General features: G+C 46.2%; 14 protein-coding genes. 7 read left to right on the top strand and 7 right to left on the bottom strand.

Annotated elements, in window-relative coordinates:
* Nucleotides 1-49: 49 nt before the first annotated feature.
* On the bottom strand, nucleotides 50-2,083 hold the full coding sequence (glgX, locus tag MKS89_RS16645; protein ID WP_083571248.1) for a glycogen debranching protein GlgX: 2,034 nt from the start codon (nucleotides 2,081-2,083) through the stop codon (nucleotides 50-52).
* 309 nt (nucleotides 2,084-2,392) lie between these two features.
* On the opposite strand from glgX, the gene MKS89_RS16650 reads away from it, so the two are divergent.
* Both MKS89_RS16650 and MKS89_RS16655 read left to right on the top strand, forming a co-directional pair.
* Nucleotides 2,393-2,593: a hypothetical protein gene (locus MKS89_RS16650; RefSeq protein WP_165614803.1), complete on the top strand. Its 201-nt coding sequence runs from the start codon at nucleotides 2,393-2,395 to the stop codon at nucleotides 2,591-2,593.
* Nucleotides 2,553-3,680: a tetratricopeptide repeat protein gene (locus tag MKS89_RS16655; protein ID WP_165614804.1), complete on the top strand. Its 1,128-nt coding sequence runs from the start codon at nucleotides 2,553-2,555 to the stop codon at nucleotides 3,678-3,680. The genes MKS89_RS16650 and MKS89_RS16655 overlap by 41 nt, the downstream gene beginning before the upstream one ends.
* Nucleotides 3,681-3,752: 72 nt before the next feature.
* On the opposite strand, the gene sstT is transcribed toward MKS89_RS16655, so the two are convergent.
* The 4 genes from sstT to MKS89_RS16675 form a co-directional block, all read right to left on the bottom strand.
* Nucleotides 3,753-4,970 (bottom strand): serine/threonine transporter SstT, encoded by a 1,218-nt coding sequence (gene sstT, locus MKS89_RS16660; protein WP_072954527.1) that lies wholly within the window; start codon nucleotides 4,968-4,970, stop codon nucleotides 3,753-3,755.
* A gap of 395 nt (nucleotides 4,971-5,365) precedes the next feature.
* Nucleotides 5,366-6,286, bottom strand: a complete 921-nt coding sequence (locus tag MKS89_RS16665) for a polyprenyl-phosphate transporter (RefSeq protein ID WP_072955087.1) — start codon at nucleotides 6,284-6,286, stop codon at nucleotides 5,366-5,368.
* A gap of 423 nt (nucleotides 6,287-6,709) precedes the next feature.
* The gene (locus tag MKS89_RS16670) at nucleotides 6,710-8,293 is read right to left on the bottom strand and encodes a GGDEF domain-containing protein (protein ID WP_072954529.1); all 1,584 of its coding nucleotides are present in this window, start codon (nucleotides 8,291-8,293) and stop codon (nucleotides 6,710-6,712) included.
* A gap of 1 nt (nucleotide 8,294) precedes the next feature.
* Complete coding sequence (locus MKS89_RS16675; RefSeq protein WP_072954531.1) at nucleotides 8,295-9,761, bottom strand: tetratricopeptide repeat protein; 1,467 nt, start codon at nucleotides 9,759-9,761, stop codon at nucleotides 8,295-8,297.
* 424 nt (nucleotides 9,762-10,185) lie between these two features.
* On the opposite strand from MKS89_RS16675, the gene MKS89_RS16680 reads away from it, so the two are divergent.
* The 4 genes from MKS89_RS16680 to MKS89_RS16695 are packed head-to-tail and all read left to right on the top strand — an operon-like array spanning nucleotide 10,186 to nucleotide 14,328.
* Nucleotides 10,186-11,145 (top strand): YbgA family protein, encoded by a 960-nt coding sequence (locus tag MKS89_RS16680; protein WP_072954534.1) that lies wholly within the window; start codon nucleotides 10,186-10,188, stop codon nucleotides 11,143-11,145.
* A complete protein-coding gene (locus tag MKS89_RS16685; RefSeq protein ID WP_072954536.1) occupies nucleotides 11,135-11,977 on the top strand; it encodes a MerR family transcriptional regulator in 843 nt (280 codons plus the stop codon). Before MKS89_RS16680 ends, MKS89_RS16685 begins: the two co-directional genes overlap by 11 nt.
* A gap of 37 nt (nucleotides 11,978-12,014) precedes the next feature.
* On the top strand, nucleotides 12,015-13,436 hold the full coding sequence (gene phrB, locus MKS89_RS16690) for a deoxyribodipyrimidine photo-lyase (RefSeq protein ID WP_072954538.1): 1,422 nt from the start codon (nucleotides 12,015-12,017) through the stop codon (nucleotides 13,434-13,436).
* Nucleotides 13,426-14,328 carry a L,D-transpeptidase family protein gene (locus tag MKS89_RS16695; protein WP_072954541.1) on the top strand — a complete coding sequence of 301 codons (903 nt, stop codon included), beginning with the start codon at nucleotides 13,426-13,428 and terminating at the stop codon, nucleotides 14,326-14,328. Before phrB ends, MKS89_RS16695 begins: the two co-directional genes overlap by 11 nt.
* Before the next feature lie 82 nt (nucleotides 14,329-14,410).
* On the opposite strand, the gene MKS89_RS16700 is transcribed toward MKS89_RS16695, so the two are convergent.
* Nucleotides 14,411-14,680, bottom strand: a complete 270-nt coding sequence (locus MKS89_RS16700; protein WP_072954543.1) for an Lpp/OprI family alanine-zipper lipoprotein — start codon at nucleotides 14,678-14,680, stop codon at nucleotides 14,411-14,413.
* Between the two features lie 295 nt (nucleotides 14,681-14,975).
* On the opposite strand from MKS89_RS16700, the gene MKS89_RS16705 reads away from it, so the two are divergent.
* Nucleotides 14,976-16,325, top strand: coding sequence for a DEAD/DEAH box helicase (locus MKS89_RS16705; RefSeq protein WP_072954546.1), 1,350 nt, complete (start codon nucleotides 14,976-14,978; stop codon nucleotides 16,323-16,325).
* Nucleotides 16,326-16,439: 114 nt separating this feature from the next.
* Here the strand turns inward: MKS89_RS16705 and MKS89_RS16710 are convergent, their stop codons facing one another.
* The gene (locus MKS89_RS16710; RefSeq protein WP_072954549.1) at nucleotides 16,440-18,086 is read right to left on the bottom strand and encodes a methyl-accepting chemotaxis protein; all 1,647 of its coding nucleotides are present in this window, start codon (nucleotides 18,084-18,086) and stop codon (nucleotides 16,440-16,442) included.
* Nucleotides 18,087-18,132: the final 46 nt, after the last annotated feature.

An 18,132-nucleotide genomic window follows, 5' to 3' on the forward strand; every position in this document is an offset into this window, starting at 1 on the left:
ATTATAATCATCTTTGGAGGCTTTCACAGTCTGTTACGATTGAGACTTGTTATGACAGAGTTGTTTGCTGAAATGAATAATTCTGAGATGTACTATCCCGAGATGAACCATCCCGAGATGAACAATAGAGAATGGCAAAAGACATCGCGGGTTGTGACCGTTCGTTTTTGTCTGTGGTGGACATCATTTCAAAGGAGGCGGTATCAAATAAAACTTGCCAGACCTGCTGGCCTTCGGGGAGCGTAAACAGGATTGATTCCTTGGTGCGGTTGATCAGGTACAGGATTTCGTCACCGTTATCTTCAATCCCCAAATGCAGCGAAACACGATTGAGTTGGTTCCAGTCGTCCTGTGTCATCAGCGAGCCATCTTCTTTACGCCAGAAAACGCGGTTTGAGTTGCGAGAATCGCCGCTGAATGCCTGGATAAACGGTACCATATATTTTTCTCGGGCGGTGACGAGTTTGCCCAGCCAATTCTGAAACTCTTGTTCATTCTTATCTAACTGCCATTTGAGCCAGCTAATCTCGTTATCCTGACAGTATGCATTGTTATTGCCTTGTTGTGTATGAGATAGCAAGTCGGCAGTCAGGAGGTGCGGGATCCCGAATGAAAACAGAACCGTGGCCATAAAGTTGCGTTTCTGCTGCATCCGGACGTTGTTAATCTCCGCATCTTGGGTCGGGCCTTCAATCCCATAATTTTCAGAGCGGTTATCGCCGTGACCGTCCCGGTTCTGTTCGCCATTCGCTTCATTATGCTTGTGTTTGTATGACACCAAGTCTTGAAGGGTAAAACCGTCATGATAAGTAATGTAATTGACGGTGAGTTTGAAAGGCCAGTTTGCGGCACTGTATAAATCCCGTGACCCCATGATTCGGGTTGCAAATTCTTTGAGGTATCCTTGATCACCACGCCAGAAGCTGCGACTGATATCTCTGAGCTTATCGTTGGTTTCGTTCCAGCCGAACGGGAAGTTACCGACTTGATAACCGTTCGGTCCAATATCCCAAGGTTCTGCGATCAGTTTGATTTGCTTGAGTACGGGGTCTTGAGCAACCGCTTTAAAAAACGGCGCATTCGGACTGAAGGTTTCTCCGGAGCGGCCGAGGGTTGCGGCAAGATCGAAACGGAAGCCATCGATGTGATATTCACTGACCCAATAGCGGAGTGTATCCATAACCAGATTGAGAGACGGCTGATAAGCCAGATCGACGGTGTTGCCACACCCGGTAAAATTGGCATAAGAATTATTATTCGTGATGTAGTATTTGGGATCTAATCCTCTCAGGTTGAAGAGCGGCCCATCAGCGCCACCTTCGGCAGTATGGTTGTATACCACATCCAGAATTACTTCAATACCAGCTTTATGCAGCGTGCGAATTACCGTTTTCAACTCTGTGACCGGGTCATCAATCGCGTAGCGCGGATCGGGAACCATAAATAGATACGGATTGTATCCCCAGTAATTGACCTGTTGCGTCTCTAATAGATGAGATTCATGCATACAAGCGGCGATGGGCAGGAGCTGGAGCGTTTGAATATGCTGCTTTTGATAAAATGCCATCATCGCCGGGTGAATCAGTCCGAGATATTTTCCTCGCAACTTGGGCGGGATATCCGGATGTTGTTGTGTCAAACCTTTCACATGGGTTTCGAATAAAACAGTCTTTTCCCGTGGAATATGGGGGGGCGATGTCATCTGCCAGTCAAAGCGGTCATCGACAACCACACATTTGGGCAGTTGAAAACTTGATTTGATGGTGAATGGCGGGGTATAGCTGAGTGGCCCATCTAGTGATTTCGCATAAGGATCGGAGATATATTGCCACTTTTTTTGTTCTGGCTGTTTGATGAGATAGCCGTATTTTTGACCGGTGCGAATCGCAGGAATATAAGTAGAGCGGATGCCGGCATATTCATCGTCGAGAGGATATGTGTCGTAATGTCCTTGTTCATCGAATAATGCGAGCCGAATAGCCGGATTCCCCGGTGCGTAAATAGAGAAATTGCATCCGTAGGCATCCAGTGTGGCACCTAAAGGATAAGGTTGAGATTGGACCGTATCGTTCACTTTATGCATTTAGTTTTCCACCCGGTTATCCTTGCTCGTGTTGTTTCCACTAAACGGTTCTAGTAAAAAACTTTGTTGTGCATTGGTCAAGTATTCATCACAAAATGTACATAGATCACGCGATTGTCAAAAGATTAACGCAAGCGGAGGTGATGCACGCTATATGTTTTAGTTATATTTTAGTTATATATTTCATATATCACAGGATTTATTTTTTGCTGTGGAAATCGATGAAAGTCCGTCAGAAGTGACAAATCTTCAATATCGATTCTCATCCTTATTTTAGGTGGACATCACTTTGTGGGGAAAATGACTCGCATGATTACATCTGTTGCTGATATTCTTTTTGATATTGGAATCATCAGGCATCAGAGTCTGATTGCTCTGCTTTGCAACCAACCAGAAATAGGCATGAATGAATATTATCGGATTTTTAATGGGACTGGCTGGTCTATCACTGATTTTATTGGTGTCTTGGATGATGGTCCTTTCGGTAAAACAAAAACGGCTGGAGGCTGAACGTCAGGCAAGGGAAGACTTAGGGCGTCGTGCGAGAGAGAAAGCCGTGGCAGAAGACCGGAAAGAGCGCCAGAAAAAAGCTGAAGAGGGCCATGTTCCGACCATTCTTTATTTGGCCAAAGAAGCCGAAAAACGCGATCTGCGGGAAGCATTGCATTGGTATGAGAAGGCGGCATCTCTGGAAAATATTACCGGCATGTATGGCGTCGTGCGGATTTGTCAGCGTTCACGCAAGGATACGGTATTGGAAGAAAAAGCAAAATTCTGGGAAATGTATATTCGTGGTCTGGAAGGGGATTTACATGCACTTTGCGAAACTGCGAAGGCCTATTTCTCCGGTATGGGGATTGCTGTGGATACCGAAAAAGGGGTCCGGATTCTCGAAAAGGTGGCCATGTCAAACTTCATTCCGGCCCAACTGAGTTTAGGAGACTGGTATCTTTCCCGCGACAATCCGGTCCCGAAGCCTGAAGATGCTTGTTACTGGTATTCTAAGGCCGCCAGACTGGATAGTTCGGAAGCAATGATGAAATTAGGCTTGAGTTATCTCAAGGGCAATGGTGTGAGCCAAGATCATCGCAAAGGCTGCTACTGGCTGGAATGTGCCGGAGAAAGAGGCAATGCCGAGGCGATGTATTATGCTGGGAAAGCGTGGATGGATCATGGCGCGTACGGTAATTCGGTGGCTTATATTTGGCTATTTTTATCGGCGAATTGTGGTTATGAACCGGCAAAAGGGATGCGGGATGATGTCGGTAGCCGACTTGGGGTCGACTCAATTGTGTTATTGCAAAGTTTTGCCAAACCATTGTTGAAAAAAATTCAGGCAGGAACGATCGGGAAGCATCTGATTATTCGGGCTTTTAATAAATTATATAAACGCAATGTTCCTATTCCCCAACGTGAATATCCAGATGATGACTTGCCGTCAACCAATGACAGCGATGCGCTGGTTGCAGAAATGGAAGAATTGTTGCCCGTCCCGCATGACAATACAACAAGCGGTGAAGCTCAAGCAGATGCTGAAAAAGGCGGGGGTGAGGAAAAGCATCTCAAACCGGACTTTACCGATAAGCATATGCACTGAGGCTTCGCTCATCAATCGATCCGTATTGATAGGCACCATCCTGCCGAAGGGCAGGATGGTGAAACAAAAGCATCAGACTGTCTTCTGATGTTCTGACTGACAAACTGCTGCGGTGAACACAACGTCTGTTGAACTATTTAGTGCGGTTTCTGCTGAATCTTGAATGACCCCGATAATAAATCCAACCGCAACGACCTGCATCGCCACATCATTGGAGATGCCGAAAAGACCACATGCCAGCGGGATCAGGAGCAGAGAGCCCCCGGCAACACCCGAAGCGCCACATGCCGAAATTGCCGCAATGAAACTAAGCAGTAATGCGCTCATCATATCGACTTCAATGCCCATTGTATTCACTGCCGCCAGTGTCAGAACTGTAATCGTGATCGCAGCCCCCGCCATATTGATTGTCGCGCCGAGAGGAATGGATACGGAGTAAGTATCTTCATCCAATCCGAGTTTGTCACACAAGTTGAGGTTGACCGGAATATTGGCAGCACTCGAACGGGTGAAGAATGCAGTCACACCGCTTTCACGCAGACATTGCAGAACCAGTGGATAAGGGTTGCGACGCGTTTTGACATAAACGATGAGCGGATTGACAACGAGGGCAATAATCAGCATTGATGCCAGCAAGACCGCAAGCAGATGGGTATAACCGACAAGTGCCGAAAATCCGGTTGTCGCAAATGTTGAAGCCACCAGACCAAAGATACCGAACGGAGCGAGGCGAATGACGAAGCGAACAATCATTGCCACACCGTGGCTGAGATCTTCAAGGACGGCTTTGGTTGATGCACTGGCATGATGTAAGGCTAATCCCAAACCGATTGCCCAAGCCAGAATACCGATATAGTTGGCTTGAATAATGGCATTGATTGGATTATCGACAATCTTGAACAGAAGAGTATGAAGCACTTCTGTGATGCCTTGTGGTGGTGTTGCGCCATCGGCACCGGCAACCAGTGTCAATGTGGTTGGAAACATGAAACTTAATACCACTGCAGTGATCGCAGCGGTAAATGTTCCCAGTAAATACAATCCCACGATAGGACGCATAAAGGTATGTTGGTTTCTTTTCTGATTGGCAATAGAAGCCGCAACTAAAACGAAAACGAGAATGGGTGCGACGGCTTTCAGTGCGCTGACAAAAAAGCTGCCCAACAAGCCGGCTTTTGTTGCTGCTTCGGGTGCGAATGTCGCCAGAAGTGCGCCGAAAACAATGCCTGCAATGATTTGCAGCACTAAGTTGCCTCGGGCAAAACGAGCGAAGATGTTGTTGCTTTGCATACTAATTCCTGCGGTTTAGTGATGTAGGGATGTTGATCATCGGGGTTGATTTTTTGCCGGAAAAGGCTTGTCTCTGTCGCTGATCACATCCGGATTCGAATTATAATGTTTCTGAACGGCAGTGAGACTGAAGTCGTGTGCTGTGATTCGTGCCACTATTCGTGTCACTAAAGTCCAGAAAAGTCATATTATAGTGACAGAATGATGTGTCTAGAATTAATTAAATATCAGGTAGGAAAATTGTTAATTAGGCAGAAAAACGTATGATTTTGTTGCAGCTGTTGAATTTTTGTGACTAAAAATTCTGCGGTGTGTTAATTTTTCATAAGTGCATTTGACTGCATATAGTCATGGGGAAGTCATACTTCCCCGAATCGACATGCGTTTGCGATGAGTTATCCTTGTGATGGGCGGGCAAACTTTTCGAGTGCCAGTACCAGGACAATCGCGCTACACATCATCACGATTGCCAGCAACAGTTGCGCGGATTGAGATGTGAGTTGTTCATACGCCATTGGCGACAGATTGTGTTGCACAAGCGGGACTTGCTCGCCATGAGAATTGGTACGCCAAGTCAGCGTTTCTTTCCACGGCCAGATTTTCGGCAATGTGCCGACCATAAGCCCCGTCAGGCCTGACAACGTGATATCCCGGTAATGATTCAGTAACCAAGAGAGTAGATGAGAGAAACTTAATAGCCCTGCCACACACCCGACCAAAAATACCATAAGGATATCGATTTGCATTGTTTTCACTGCATCAAGGATTGGTGTATACATGCCGAGCAGCAGCAGAATAAAACTCCCGGAAATTCCCGGTAGAATCATCGCGCAGATCGCGATACACCCTGCAATAAAAACATTGAGCAGTGAGGGGTCTAAGTTCAGCGGTTGCAAAACCGTGATGGTATAGGCGAATGCTAAACCGGCTCCCCATGCGACGAGGTCTAATAAACGTTTGCGTTCAATTTGTCTGAAAATATGGTAGACGGAAACCAAAATAAGACCGAAGAAGAATGACCAGAGTGGGATCGGGTGGGTGTCCAGTAACCAAGAGATCAGTTTGGCCAGTGTGAGAATACTGACAAAAATGCCACCGAACAGACTGAGCAAAAATAGCGCATTGATATGACGCAATGTATCGGCTGCGCCATGTTGACGCAGGTAGGAAATAAGTCTGGGATTAATGCGACGAACACTTTCCAGTAGTTTGTCATAGATACCGGTAATAAAAGCAATCGTGCCACCGGAAACACCTGGCACGACATCTGCGGCGCCCATGGCGAGGCCTTTTAAGAAAGTGATGAAATAATTCATTGAGTCAATCAGATATAAAGAGTCATTGGGCATTCAGTATATCGAATTCTGCTGGCGATCCCCATAGGCTTTGCAAAATTGGTGTTTGAATTCTGTTTGCTTTTTGCAAGATGAGGATATTTCTTTGCAAAGTGCAATTCATTTATTCGTATGAATGCATTCACTTCTGGGCCATGCTATCTAATTTACTGTATTTTCTGGTTATTTAAAATTGGCATGGGATGTGCACTAATGTTCATGACCCTTAAGCCGAGGGTCACCTAGCCAACTGACGTTGTTAGTGAACCCTGTTGTTCACATTGATTGTGCCAAGTGCGGATTGCACTTGGCTTTTTTTTGCGTGATGTTCTGGTCAGTTGAGGGCTTGCAGGCAACGCAATATCTTCTGTGCATTGCATTGTCCTTGATTTGGCTTTCGAACGGTTACTCTTCGATACAGACTTGGTTACGGCCGTTTGCTTTCGCGCGATAGAGCGCTTTATCCGCGCGATAGAAGGTGCGCTGCGTGTTCTCACCTTCCCGATGTAACGTAATGCCAATACTGACGGTTAATCCTCTTTCTCCCAGAATCTCTTGCCAGTTGAATTGGTATATATTTTCACGGAAGTGTTCACCATGGGCTTGCGATTCTTCCAGCGTTGTTTCTTCGAGAATCACCAAAAATTCCTCACCACCAAAACGTACACAGGAGGCCTGTTGAAAGCTGAAATACTCGCTGAGCAGTCTAGATACATTGACAATGGCTTTGTCTCCGACAAGGTGACTGAGCTCATCATTAATTGATTTGAAATGGTCAATATCGACGACAAGAAAGGCGAAGGGAGTTTCATGGAGCAGTAAATCCTTGAGCTTCGTATCCAGCCAGCGGCGATTATGGAGTTTGGTCAGCGGATCGGTAAATACATCTTGCTGGAGTTGAGCAACGGTGTTCTTTTGATTTTCTGTTGTTTCTTTGAGTTCCCTATTTTCGATCTCTGACAAAATCAGTTTCAACTGAAGTTCAAAGCGAGATAGCCGACGCAGCTGCGTTGTGCCCAAATCGCCGATCGGAATCCGTTTCATCAAATCGACTTCGACCTGAAAAGCGCGCTTTTGACAGTCTAGTGCTTGTTGGTATTTATGTTGGTATTCATAGATATAACTGAGAGTCTGATATAGATCTTTTTTCAATTCCGGATGGGTAAATGACGCGATTTTCTTATTCTGACTAAGGAGCAGCATTTCTGCGAGATGGGCTTTCCCGATTTGGGTGAAGCAAAGCGCCAACTCGATTTTGATTAAGCACGAGAGTGAGATCAGGTAGTTATGTCGTGTGGTATAAGGGACAGAGGCGATAATGTGTAAAGCATCGGAAACATGATTTCTGGCGAGACAGATTTTTGCTTTGTATAACAGGATCTGACCCGTCAGCGTTTTGTCACTGACCAGTATACTGAGTTCCTCACACTCTTTGATGAGCTGTTCTGCATGCTGATAATTTTTAAGGTCGATACAGCAGGCGAGCATCGATATTTTATAGCGAAGACGAAGCACACGACTGGAAAGTGCATGATCAATACTATCGATTTTTTGATAAAAGCGCATTGCTTTAGCTGGATCACCATAGTGATAACAGAGTGAGCCCATCCCGAGGACAGCCTGAGCGTATTCATCGATAAAACCGTACTCAACAGCGAGGTTTGAAATAGAAATATACGCTTGTAAAGCGGTTTGATAATCCCCGATTGTGATAAAACGTTCACTTAAACTGATTTCTATCGATAAGATTTTGTCAGCATCTTGTGGGAATTGCAGTAATGCCCGGGCGGCTTTGAGTTCTTCGATACTTTGCTGAAACTGATTGAGCGATACGCGGTATTCCGCGCTGATAATATAGCACTGGGCTTTTTGCCATGGTGATGAGGCAATGTCATTTTTGACTTGTTCCCAAAAAGTGATGGCTTCTTCTCCACTGACCGCAGTGACATCAAGACCTGCATCTTTTACTTTATCGAGTAAGTCCTGCATTTTACGACCCTTTCAGTGGTAATTCAGTAAGTTGATCTAATGTAAATGGGAAAGAAAGAATATTATGTAGTGATATATCCGGAAGGTCACCTGTCAGACCTTTTCTTCCCCAAGGATAGATCTGAATCATCTGCTGTAAAATATTGAAAATCTGCTGCGCATTGTCACCGGTGTCTGCCAGTAATAGCCCTAGTCGGTCTGAGCTCAGGCGGGAGACCAAATCCTGTTTTGAACAGAGTGAGTGGGTTAACTCGGTACAGGCGTCGATATACCGGGGAGTCTCATGATAGATAATAATGACGGAATAGTTTGCTGATTTCAGTGCGGTTTTAAATAAGACCAGTTGTTCCCACCAGTAGGTTTCCGAAACGACATTGCTCAGGTGCTTTTCCGGATCATATTCATACTGACCCCGGATTCGGTTGATGAGCTTTCTTGCTCTTTGTTCCAACTGTTTCTTCGAGTTACGGACTTGGTCTTTACTTTCCCGCTTATTTTGAATATCGAGCTGCGATGTGGAATAACTGCGGTAGCGTTTAAAAGCCGCTAATGCACTTTGATAATCTTCTTGCTGTTCAGCAACCAAAGACTGTTGAAAATAAACTAACGCTAACAACTCATCATTGGCTGATTCTCGGGCTGCCTGTTCGGCTTTATCGAGCAGTGTGATTGCTTCTGTCATATTCTGACGGAGCATCTCCAAGCGGGCGCGGTTAATGTAGGAGTGTGTTTTTACCCAAGAAAGATTATTGGCCTCAGCCAAATCATGCGCATATTGAGCCGCTTGTTCGGCATCTTCTAAACGCCCTAATCCCAGCAAGGCAAGGGCCCGGAAATCCCAGACTTCCGCAATTTCCTGAAGACAGTTGTTGTCTTCCAGAACTTCAAGCGCGCCATCTAAAACCGTTAACATATCGACATAACGGTTGAGCAGATATAAATCCCAAGCCCATAAAATTCTGGCTCTGCCTTCGAGTGACTCCAGACGGGTATTATTGGAGACTTGGACTGCCAGTTCATGGGTTGCGCAGGCGAGGTGATATTCGTGGGTACTCCGCCAGATATTACCGAGTCCGAGTAGACTTTCGATCAGAATCTGGATGTCTTCTTCAAGCGTTGCCTGTTCTAAAGCATGAATCCAGTGTTGCTGGGCGGTATAAAATTTCCCATCTTCCCACGAATGTAAAGCATGGAGGTGCAGAATTTCCGGCAAATATTCGTCATTGTCGAGCTCATTCTGAGTCGCCAGTGCTTCTTTGGCATAGCGGATGCCCTGTGCGTGTTTTCCGAGGATCAAAGCACATCGACACATGAGCATCAGAGATTGAATTGTCCCTTCAGCGAAGTGAATTTGTTTGGAGCGTATCAGACACTGTTCTGCTTGATGCAGAACATCTGTTGGCGCAATTTCGAGACGGCGCTTGAGTTGCTCTATTTCAATTTCAAGGAGATAAAGGCTTTTTTCCAAACTTAATTATTCCTTTGTTACGTCACTCCGACAAAGTACATTGATGAGCTTAGTTGAAATTATCAATGTGATCGATTTTGGTCATAGTCTTCAGTCAGGGAGCATTTTACAGACTTATCTGATCGTTCAAATGATGTATTTTATTAGCATAAAATATGCCAATAAAAGATAATTGCCGCTAATGAATGCTCCACTTATCTACTTTTTCTTGTATGTACAGTCATTATCATAAGATGATTTTAAAAAGGTGAGAAATTTTTCTGATCGATATTTTGATTGGGGCAGAATTAAACGGTCACACGTAACTTATACATGATTTTTTTTTGTACAATCTGCTATCATTGTTATACATCTGTATTTTTTGTATAACTATTTTTATAACGACAAGTTCTAGAACGATGAGTTGTATGACGATGAGGGCGGAATGATGGAAACGAAAATCCCAGTGGGTGTAAGTAGTTGTGTGACAGGACAACAGGTCCGTTTTGACGGCGGGCATAAGAAAAGCCATTTTGTGATGGGTGAACTGGCACCATTCTGCGAGTTTATTCCGGTTTGCCCAGAAGTCGGCGCTGGCATGGCGACTCCCAGACCAACTATTCGTCAGTACGAGAAACACGGTGTGATCCGATTAGTGGAAACAAAAAACGACACGGCTGATTATACCGAACAAATGGCAGAATTTACCGACAGAGCCCTTCAGGAGCTCGGTCAGTTACAACAACCGTTGTGCGGTTATGTGGTTGCGGCTAAATCACCGACCTGCGGGATGAAGCAAGTCAAGGTTTATCATGACGGTGGTGTGCGTAAAGAGGGCGTCGGTTTATACACACAGAAGCTGATGGCGACGATGCCTTGGTTGCCGGTTGAGGAAGATGGCCGCCTGAATGATGCCAACTTGCGGGAGAACTTTATCTTGCGCGTTTTTTGTCTGCACGACTTGTATCAGTCAGTCGGCCATGACCCGACACCGGCCAATGTGGTTGCATTTCACAGTCGTTATAAATTTACGCTGATGGCGCATAGCCCGGAAGCTTATCGTTCGATCGGTAGAATGGTGGCTCACACGGGAGATAAGACACCCACGGAATTTTTTGAACAGTATCGGCTGGCACTGATGCAAGCACTGGCGAAACCCGCCAGTCGAAAAAATAGTACCAATGTGTTGATGCATCTCCAAGGGTACTTTAAGCGACGACTCGAATCGAATCAAAAAACAGAGCTGACACGCATTATTCATGAGTATCGTCAGGGACTTGTTCCGTTATTGGTGCCGGTTACGCTGATTCAGCACTATCTCACGCTTTATCCGAATCCTTATTTGGCACAACAGCATTATCTAAATCCTTACCCACAAGCATTGAAGTTACGTTATGGACTCTAAAGAAAAACGTTATGCAATTCGTGAAGTCTCTGCGATCACCGGTGTAAAGCCGGTGACGCTCAGAGCATGGCAGCGCCGCTACCATTTAGTCGAGCCGGGCAGAACAGAAAAAGGACACCGATTATATAGTGAACAAGATATCCAGCAGATCCAGCAGATTCAGAGTTGGTTGGCGAAAGGTATTTCGATTGGTCATGTCGCACAACTGCTCCAATCGCCGGACGCGTCGAAATTTGATCTTCCCGGTTCCGAGGGACTGGAAGAGTGTGAGTCATTTCTTTCTGCATTGGCTCAGTTGAATCGCGGTAAGGCAGAAGCTGTCATGGTGGCAGTATTGAAAAACTATCCGTTGGAGATTGTCAGACAACAATTCGTGATGCCGGTCGATGAGGCGCTGTTGCGGATGAAAAGCTCCCAGCAATCGCTTCAGCGAGGGTTGTTCCAATCCATGTTAATCGGACAATCTGCCTGGATGATTACCACTGCGAACCGAGCCAGTCATTTGGGGAAGTGTCTGTGTGTCAGTCTCGATCCGGTGGGTAGTATCTGGGCATGGCTACACGCGTTGCAGATTGCTGAGCAGGGATATTTTACAGCGTTCCTCGATGGTGTTGAGGAGCTGTCCGGACTACTCGAACATGCCAACAAAGGGGCATTTCAGCGCATCGATTTTTTCTCTAATCGAGCGTTGACGGGGAAGCAGCAGCAAGTGATTCGTCAGCTACAGCAGTTGCAAGTGCAGAGGGTAGGTCTACCTGAACAGATACAAGGACAGACACCGTTGGTTGTGACTAGTGATGGTCTATTACAATCATTTGATGCGAAAGCGTGATATCGCTAAATATGGATAGCTTATAAGGGGAATAAGCATGAAGTTGGTTTGGTTCAGACGTGATTTGAGGACAATTGATCACACAGCACTGAATGCGGCAATTCGCAGTGGTGAGCCGGTTTGTGCCATCTTTGTTGCCACACCGGAGCAGTGGCGACAACATGATATGGCACCGATACAGGCTGATTTGATAGCACGGCGTTTGCCGGTAATTCGTGATGAGCTGCGACAATTGAATGTGCCTTTATACTATCGGGAAGTGTGTGATTTTGCTGCGAGTGTCGAGATAGTTGTTGCTTTGGCCCGGCAGCTGCGGGCGGATACGGTTTTGGTCAATATTGAATATGAACTCAATGAGCAGCGGCGCGATCAGCAACTCAAGCAGTGTTTACAACAGCAGGGAATCGCTTATCAGGCATACCATGATAAATGTGTGTTCTCACCCGGACAGGTTTTAACCAAGCAAGGGGAATTTTTTAAAGTTTTTACACCCTTTCGCAAAGCTTGGCAGGCACAGTTCATCGTACCAACGGTGGTCGCGCCATCACCGGTCGCAAGTGCGCCATCACATCATGAACCGACGCTGAAAAACGTCGGTGAGTATTTTTCTTATCCGCGTGAATCCAGCCATGCATGGCCGGTGACATCCCATGAAATTCGCGATCGGCTCCGGGCTTTTTGTCGCGAGCGGGTCGATGCTTACGATCAGCAGCGTGATTTTCCAGCGCTGAGTGCGACCAGTGGATTATCTCCGTATCTGGCCATTGGGGCGTTATCGGTGCGCCAGTGTCTGGCAAGGCTGTATCAATCATCAGAACATGGGCGTTTATCTGCAGGGGCTGAGTCTTGGTTAAATGAACTGATCTGGCGGGAGTTTTATCAACATTTAATCTATTTTCAGCCCTCACTGTGCCAAGGTAAAAGCTTCCACCCTTGGGGAGAGCAACTACACTGGCATGATGCCTCAGAATCACTGGTGCGTTGGCAACAGGGGATGACCGGTTATCCGTTCGTTGATGCGGCAATGAGACAGTTGAATCAGACCGGATGGATGCACAATCGTTTGAGAATGGTGGTTGCAAGCTTCCTGACGAAAGATTTACACCTTGACTGGCGAGAAGGTGAGCGTTACTTCATGAGTCGGTTGATTGACGGTGATTTTGCAGCCAATAACGGTGGCTGGCAGTGGTCTGCATCGACCGGATGTGATGGTCAGCCCTATTTTCGGATTTTTAATCCGGTTTCTCAGGGGAAAAAATTTGATCCGGAAGGGGCGTTTGTGCGCGAATGGGTGCCGGAGCTTGAGTCGGTGTCAAACAAGTGGATTCATGAGCCTTGGCGTGATCCATCTGTGAATTATCTGTCATATCCTCAGCCAATCGTTGATCATCAGGTTGAAAGAAAGCTAACCTTGTCTCTTTATCAAAAAGCAAAGGATAACTGCTGTCATGATTCGTAAGCTGTTGTTGGCGTTTGTGATGTGTTGTCTGACTCTACAGATTCAGGCCAAAACCTATTCTCTTCCTCCTCAGGGAAGCCGTATGGTCGGCAAAATTATTTATCATGAGGTGCAAAAGGGCGAAACAGTTGCGAATATCGCGGATGCTTACAATGTGGGTTTTTTGAATATGATGGAAGCCAACCCCGGTGTGGACCCATTTTTACCGCAAGTCGGGCATGTGATGACCATTCCTGCGCGAACCATTTTGCCGGATGTGCCTTGGCAGGGCATTGTGGTGAATCTGGCGGAACTGAGACTTTATTACTTCGAACCCAAAAAACGTCTGGTTCATATTTTTCCCGTCGGCATTGGTCGGATCGGACGCGATACCCCGGAAATGGAAACGAAAATTAGCCAAAAACGCCCTAACCCGACTTGGACACCGCCTCACTCGATCCGGGCTGAGTATCGTAAGAAAGGGATTGAACTGCCAGCAGTCGTTCCTGCGGGGCCAGATAATCCGCTGGGTTTATTTGCCTTACGGCTTGCCTACGGCGCCGGTGATTATCTGATTCATGGGACAAACAAAGACTTCGGTATCGGACTTCGGGTGAGCTCCGGTTGTATTCGCATGAACCCGCAGGATATCGATTGGTTATTCCACCATGTTGATGTGGGCGAAAAAGTTCGTGTCATTGATGAACCGGTCAAAGTGTCCCTTGAACCGGACCGCTCGGTCTTTGTTGAAGCTCATGAACCACTGACCCGTAGTAACGGCAGTAGGAAATCATTGGTTTTGCCACAGGCGTTAACTTGGTGGATGGCGGAATTTAACCATTCCGATCAGAAAGCCAAAGCGGCATTGATCAGTAAAAACGGTATCCCGATTGAGGTTATTGAAGCGCAGTAGTCAGCTCAGGTCATTCAGTTTCGATGGATAAGATTCAGGGCAACGGATGTTGCCCTGAATTGATATCGAAAAGAGGGGGGTATTATTTAGTGTAAGACTGGGCGATATGATCGATACGTTCATTAGCTCGTTGTGCTTCTTCTCGTACCGCATTGACGGAATCTGAAGTTTGATCGATTTTATCACTCAGCATCATCTGACTGCTTTTTAGGGAAGCGACTTGGTCACTCAATTGGCTGACTTGGTTGCTCAGCTCATCCATTTTTGCCGTAGTTGCACTATCTGTGCTAGAGGCGCACCCGGAAAGAAAAACAACACCTGACGCTGCTACTGCCAAAAATACTTTGTTCATTATGAACTCCTTGATTGTTCTTTCGGATCAAAGTCACTTGCTTTCCATCATTTTGATGATACGACGGCAACAAGCAGTATGTTTTAAGATTGTAGCACTGAAATCAACAATGAAAAGTCAGAGGAAAATAAGAAATATGAAAAACTTATGAGAAAATCCTCTTAGTCCGGCTGATTTTTACCCAAAAGCGTGGATGTCTTTTTCTATTCACCTTCGGGGAATTGCGTTATGATAGCGCGCTTCATTCCGTCCCCCCCTGTTCATGGGGAATGGACATTGATTTAGTCACAAATAATTGGAGATTCCTTTGCAGTTTAAAGATTTAGGCTTAGATAATCGTTTACTGAAAAACGTGAACCATTACGATTTCAAGCAAGCAACGGAAATACAACAGAAAGCGATTCCTCTGACGATTGCCGGCAAGGATTTATTGGCGTCATCGCAAACCGGTTCTGGTAAGACACTTGCCTTTGTACTCCCTATGTTGCACAAGTCATTAAAGAGCAAAGCATTTTCTGCGAAAGATCCGCGTGGATTGATTCTGGCACCAACACGTGAACTGGCAAAGCAGGTATACGGAGAGTTACGTACGATGCTGGGTGGGTTGTTGTACGATGCTGCGTTGATTGTCGGTGGTGAAAACTTCAATGACCAAGTGAAAGCGCTGCGGCGTCATCCGAGATTTATTGTCGCAACACCGGGGCGTTTGGCCGATCACTTGGATCACCGTTCACTGTTTCTCGATGGCTTGGAAACGTTAATTCTGGATGAAGCCGACAGAATGCTGGATTTAGGGTTCGCCCCTCAATTGCGACAGATTCACCGCGCAGCCAAACACCGTCGTCGTCAGACGCTGATGTTTTCTGCCACGCTCGACCATGCTGAAGTCAACGGTATTGCGATGGAAATGCTCAATCAGCCGAAACGCATCGCCGTTGGTCTCTCGAATGAACAGCACCAAGATATTCGTCAGCGTTTTTATCTGTGTGATCACCTTGATCATAAAGAAGCGATTCTTGATCGTGTGCTTGAGTCTGAATCTTATCGGCAGATTATTATTTTCACCGCAACCCGTGCGGATACTGAGCGATTGACGGAAAAAATGAATCAGCGAAAATTAAAGGCGGTGGCCTTAAGTGGTGAGCTGAATCAGACGCAACGTAACACCATTATGAGTCAGTTTGAACGGGGTGTGTTCAAGATTCTGGTGACAACCGATGTTGCTTCCCGGGGTTTGGATATTAGTACCGTGACTCATGTCATCAACTTTGATATGCCAAAGCATACCGAGGAATATGTACACCGAATTGGTCGTACCGGTCGGGCAGGTAGTAAAGGCGATGCTATCTCGCTGGTGGGTCCGAAAGACTGGGATAGTTTCAAACGCGTTGAAGCGTTTTTGGCACAGACCATTCAATTTACAGTCTTTGATGATTTAAAAGGCAAATTTAAAGGGATTAAACCGAAGAAAGTTATCCCGCGTCAATCGACGAAACAGAAAGCCCCGGTTCGTAAAGCGAAGCCATCAGATAAGAAAAAGGCACCGCAACGGGATAAAGGCTTTTATCAGAATGTGCCAGTGGGTGATACGGTCTTTATTCCGCGTAAGAAACCAGCCGCGCAAGATGATAATGATAATACCTGAGCGATTTGATAGATATTGTTAAAAATGAATGCCGTGGCAGAAGTGCCACGGCATTTTTTTCGGGGTCAGAATCGTACGCCTCGGGATAGAACTCACCGCAGGCATGATGATCGATTAGCGCAGTTTAAAGTAACTGAGTTGTTGTGATTGCTGCTCGGCAAGCGAGGAGAGTTCCTGACTGGCTTCTGCTGACTGAATCACACCGGTTACATTTTGCGTCACCAGTTGGTAGATGTTGTTAATATTCTGGCTAATATCCGCAGTTACTGAACGCTGTTCTTCAGAAGAAGATGCCACCTGAGTATTGACGGTCTCCAAATCAGTGATGGACTCTACGATTTGATTGAGTGATATCTGGACTTCTTGAGCCATCGATTGATTCTTATCCAGCATGCCCAGACTGGTGCTCATACTGTCATTCGCGAGCCCTGACTGCTGTTGGAGGGTTTCGATGATTTCTTGAATCTCCTTGGTGGACTCTTGCGTTCTGGCCGCCAACAGACGAACTTCATCCGCAACAACAGAGAAACCACGTCCGCTTTCTCCGGCACGAGCGGCTTCAATTGCGGCATTGAGTGCCAGTAGATTGGTTTGCTCGGAAATGTTTTCGATCACTTCGATCACCGTGCCGATTTGTTCGGACTGCGTCTTCAGTGATGCAACCACTTGGGCTGCTTCTCCGATTTGTCCTGCCATTTGAGTGCTGAGACGACCGGTTTGCTCGAATATATCCAAACTTTTTCTTGCGCGTTCGCTAGCTTGATGTGCGGCAGTATCGGCTGCTTGGGCGAGACTCGTCACGTCGTTGGCGGTCACTTCTAATTGAGACACGGCAGATGCAACTTGTTCAAGATCCGCTTTCTCCTGATCAAAGTTGGCTCTGGATTGTGTCATGACGGTTGCAAGTTCTGTCGCCGCAGATGCTACATCAGTACTGATCGATGTCAGTGTGTCGGTGGTTTGCTTCAACTGCATGACGGTGGTGTTGACATCTTGGGTCAGCGAAGAGAGTTCATTATTTCCCTCCGCTGTGATGTTGACGGTCAAATCGCCTTGAGCAATTCGCCGCATCGCTTCCTGTAACTGATGAATCGGGTTGACAATGACTCCCGCCAATAGCCAGGCCAAGATAGCAATGATCACTAACACCATCAGTAGTCCGATGACCGCATAACTGAGGATTGAATGATGTTCTTGGGCGCGGCTATTGATGTCTTGTAGCGCAGCACGGTTCATCTGTTCTGATAATGTCTGAACGGCTTTCACCATCTTGCGTCCCGTGGCGCGGTAGTTTTCAGAAGCTCGGTGATAACGTTGTTCAAAATCAGCACGTGGCTTTTGAACACTATGCTTTTCATTCATGAGTGGCAGCATCACCTCGATTGAATAACGAACGTAGTCATCCATCGCCTGATGAAGTGCCCGGGCTTCATTTTTGATCGCCGGGAACTGACTGAACTGATCCAGCATTTTCGCATTCATTTGCTGTTTTTCACGTAACGCGGCAGTCAACGTTTGTGCATCTTTCGGTTGAAAAATACTATAGATAGCACGGATCCGCATGGCATAGATATTGTCGATGATTGCAGTCAGATGATCTTTATTCTCAATGATACGTGTTGTTGATGTGGAGACGCCATTAAAGGCCCGACTGAGATGGTTGGTCGCAAATAGGACACCTGTTGTTAATAGGACCAGAGCTATCAGGACCGGAATCATGACTTGGACCTTGATAGAGCATCGACTGATGATCTGGCGCATACTTTTACCTCGAATAATTAATTAGGGTGCCGATTCTAGCCAGTCA

This window comes from Vibrio gazogenes (assembly GCF_023920225.1).
Lineage (GTDB): Bacteria > Pseudomonadota > Gammaproteobacteria > Enterobacterales > Vibrionaceae > Vibrio > Vibrio gazogenes.

Coding starts and splice junctions, on each gene's coding strand:
- MKS89_RS16700 (WP_072954543.1), bottom strand. CDS start 14,680: ATGAACAAAGTATTTTTGGCAGTAGCAGCGTCAGGTGTTGTTTTTCTT.
- MKS89_RS16685 (WP_072954536.1), top strand. CDS start 11,135: ATGGACTCTAAAGAAAAACGTTATGCAATTCGTGAAGTCTCTGCGATC.
- MKS89_RS16655 (WP_165614804.1), top strand. CDS start 2,553: ATGATGGTCCTTTCGGTAAAACAAAAACGGCTGGAGGCTGAACGTCAG.
- phrB (WP_072954538.1), top strand. CDS start 12,015: ATGAAGTTGGTTTGGTTCAGACGTGATTTGAGGACAATTGATCACACA.
- MKS89_RS16665 (WP_072955087.1), bottom strand. CDS start 6,286: ATGAATTATTTCATCACTTTCTTAAAAGGCCTCGCCATGGGCGCCGCA.
- MKS89_RS16695 (WP_072954541.1), top strand. CDS start 13,426: ATGATTCGTAAGCTGTTGTTGGCGTTTGTGATGTGTTGTCTGACTCTA.
- MKS89_RS16710 (WP_072954549.1), bottom strand. CDS start 18,086: ATGCGCCAGATCATCAGTCGATGCTCTATCAAGGTCCAAGTCATGATT.
- MKS89_RS16670 (WP_072954529.1), bottom strand. CDS start 8,293: ATGCAGGACTTACTCGATAAAGTAAAAGATGCAGGTCTTGATGTCACT.
- sstT (WP_072954527.1), bottom strand. CDS start 4,970: ATGCAAAGCAACAACATCTTCGCTCGTTTTGCCCGAGGCAACTTAGTG.
- glgX (WP_083571248.1), bottom strand. CDS start 2,083: ATGCATAAAGTGAACGATACGGTCCAATCTCAACCTTATCCTTTAGGT.
- MKS89_RS16680 (WP_072954534.1), top strand. CDS start 10,186: ATGATGGAAACGAAAATCCCAGTGGGTGTAAGTAGTTGTGTGACAGGA.
- MKS89_RS16650 (WP_165614803.1), top strand. CDS start 2,393: ATGATTACATCTGTTGCTGATATTCTTTTTGATATTGGAATCATCAGG.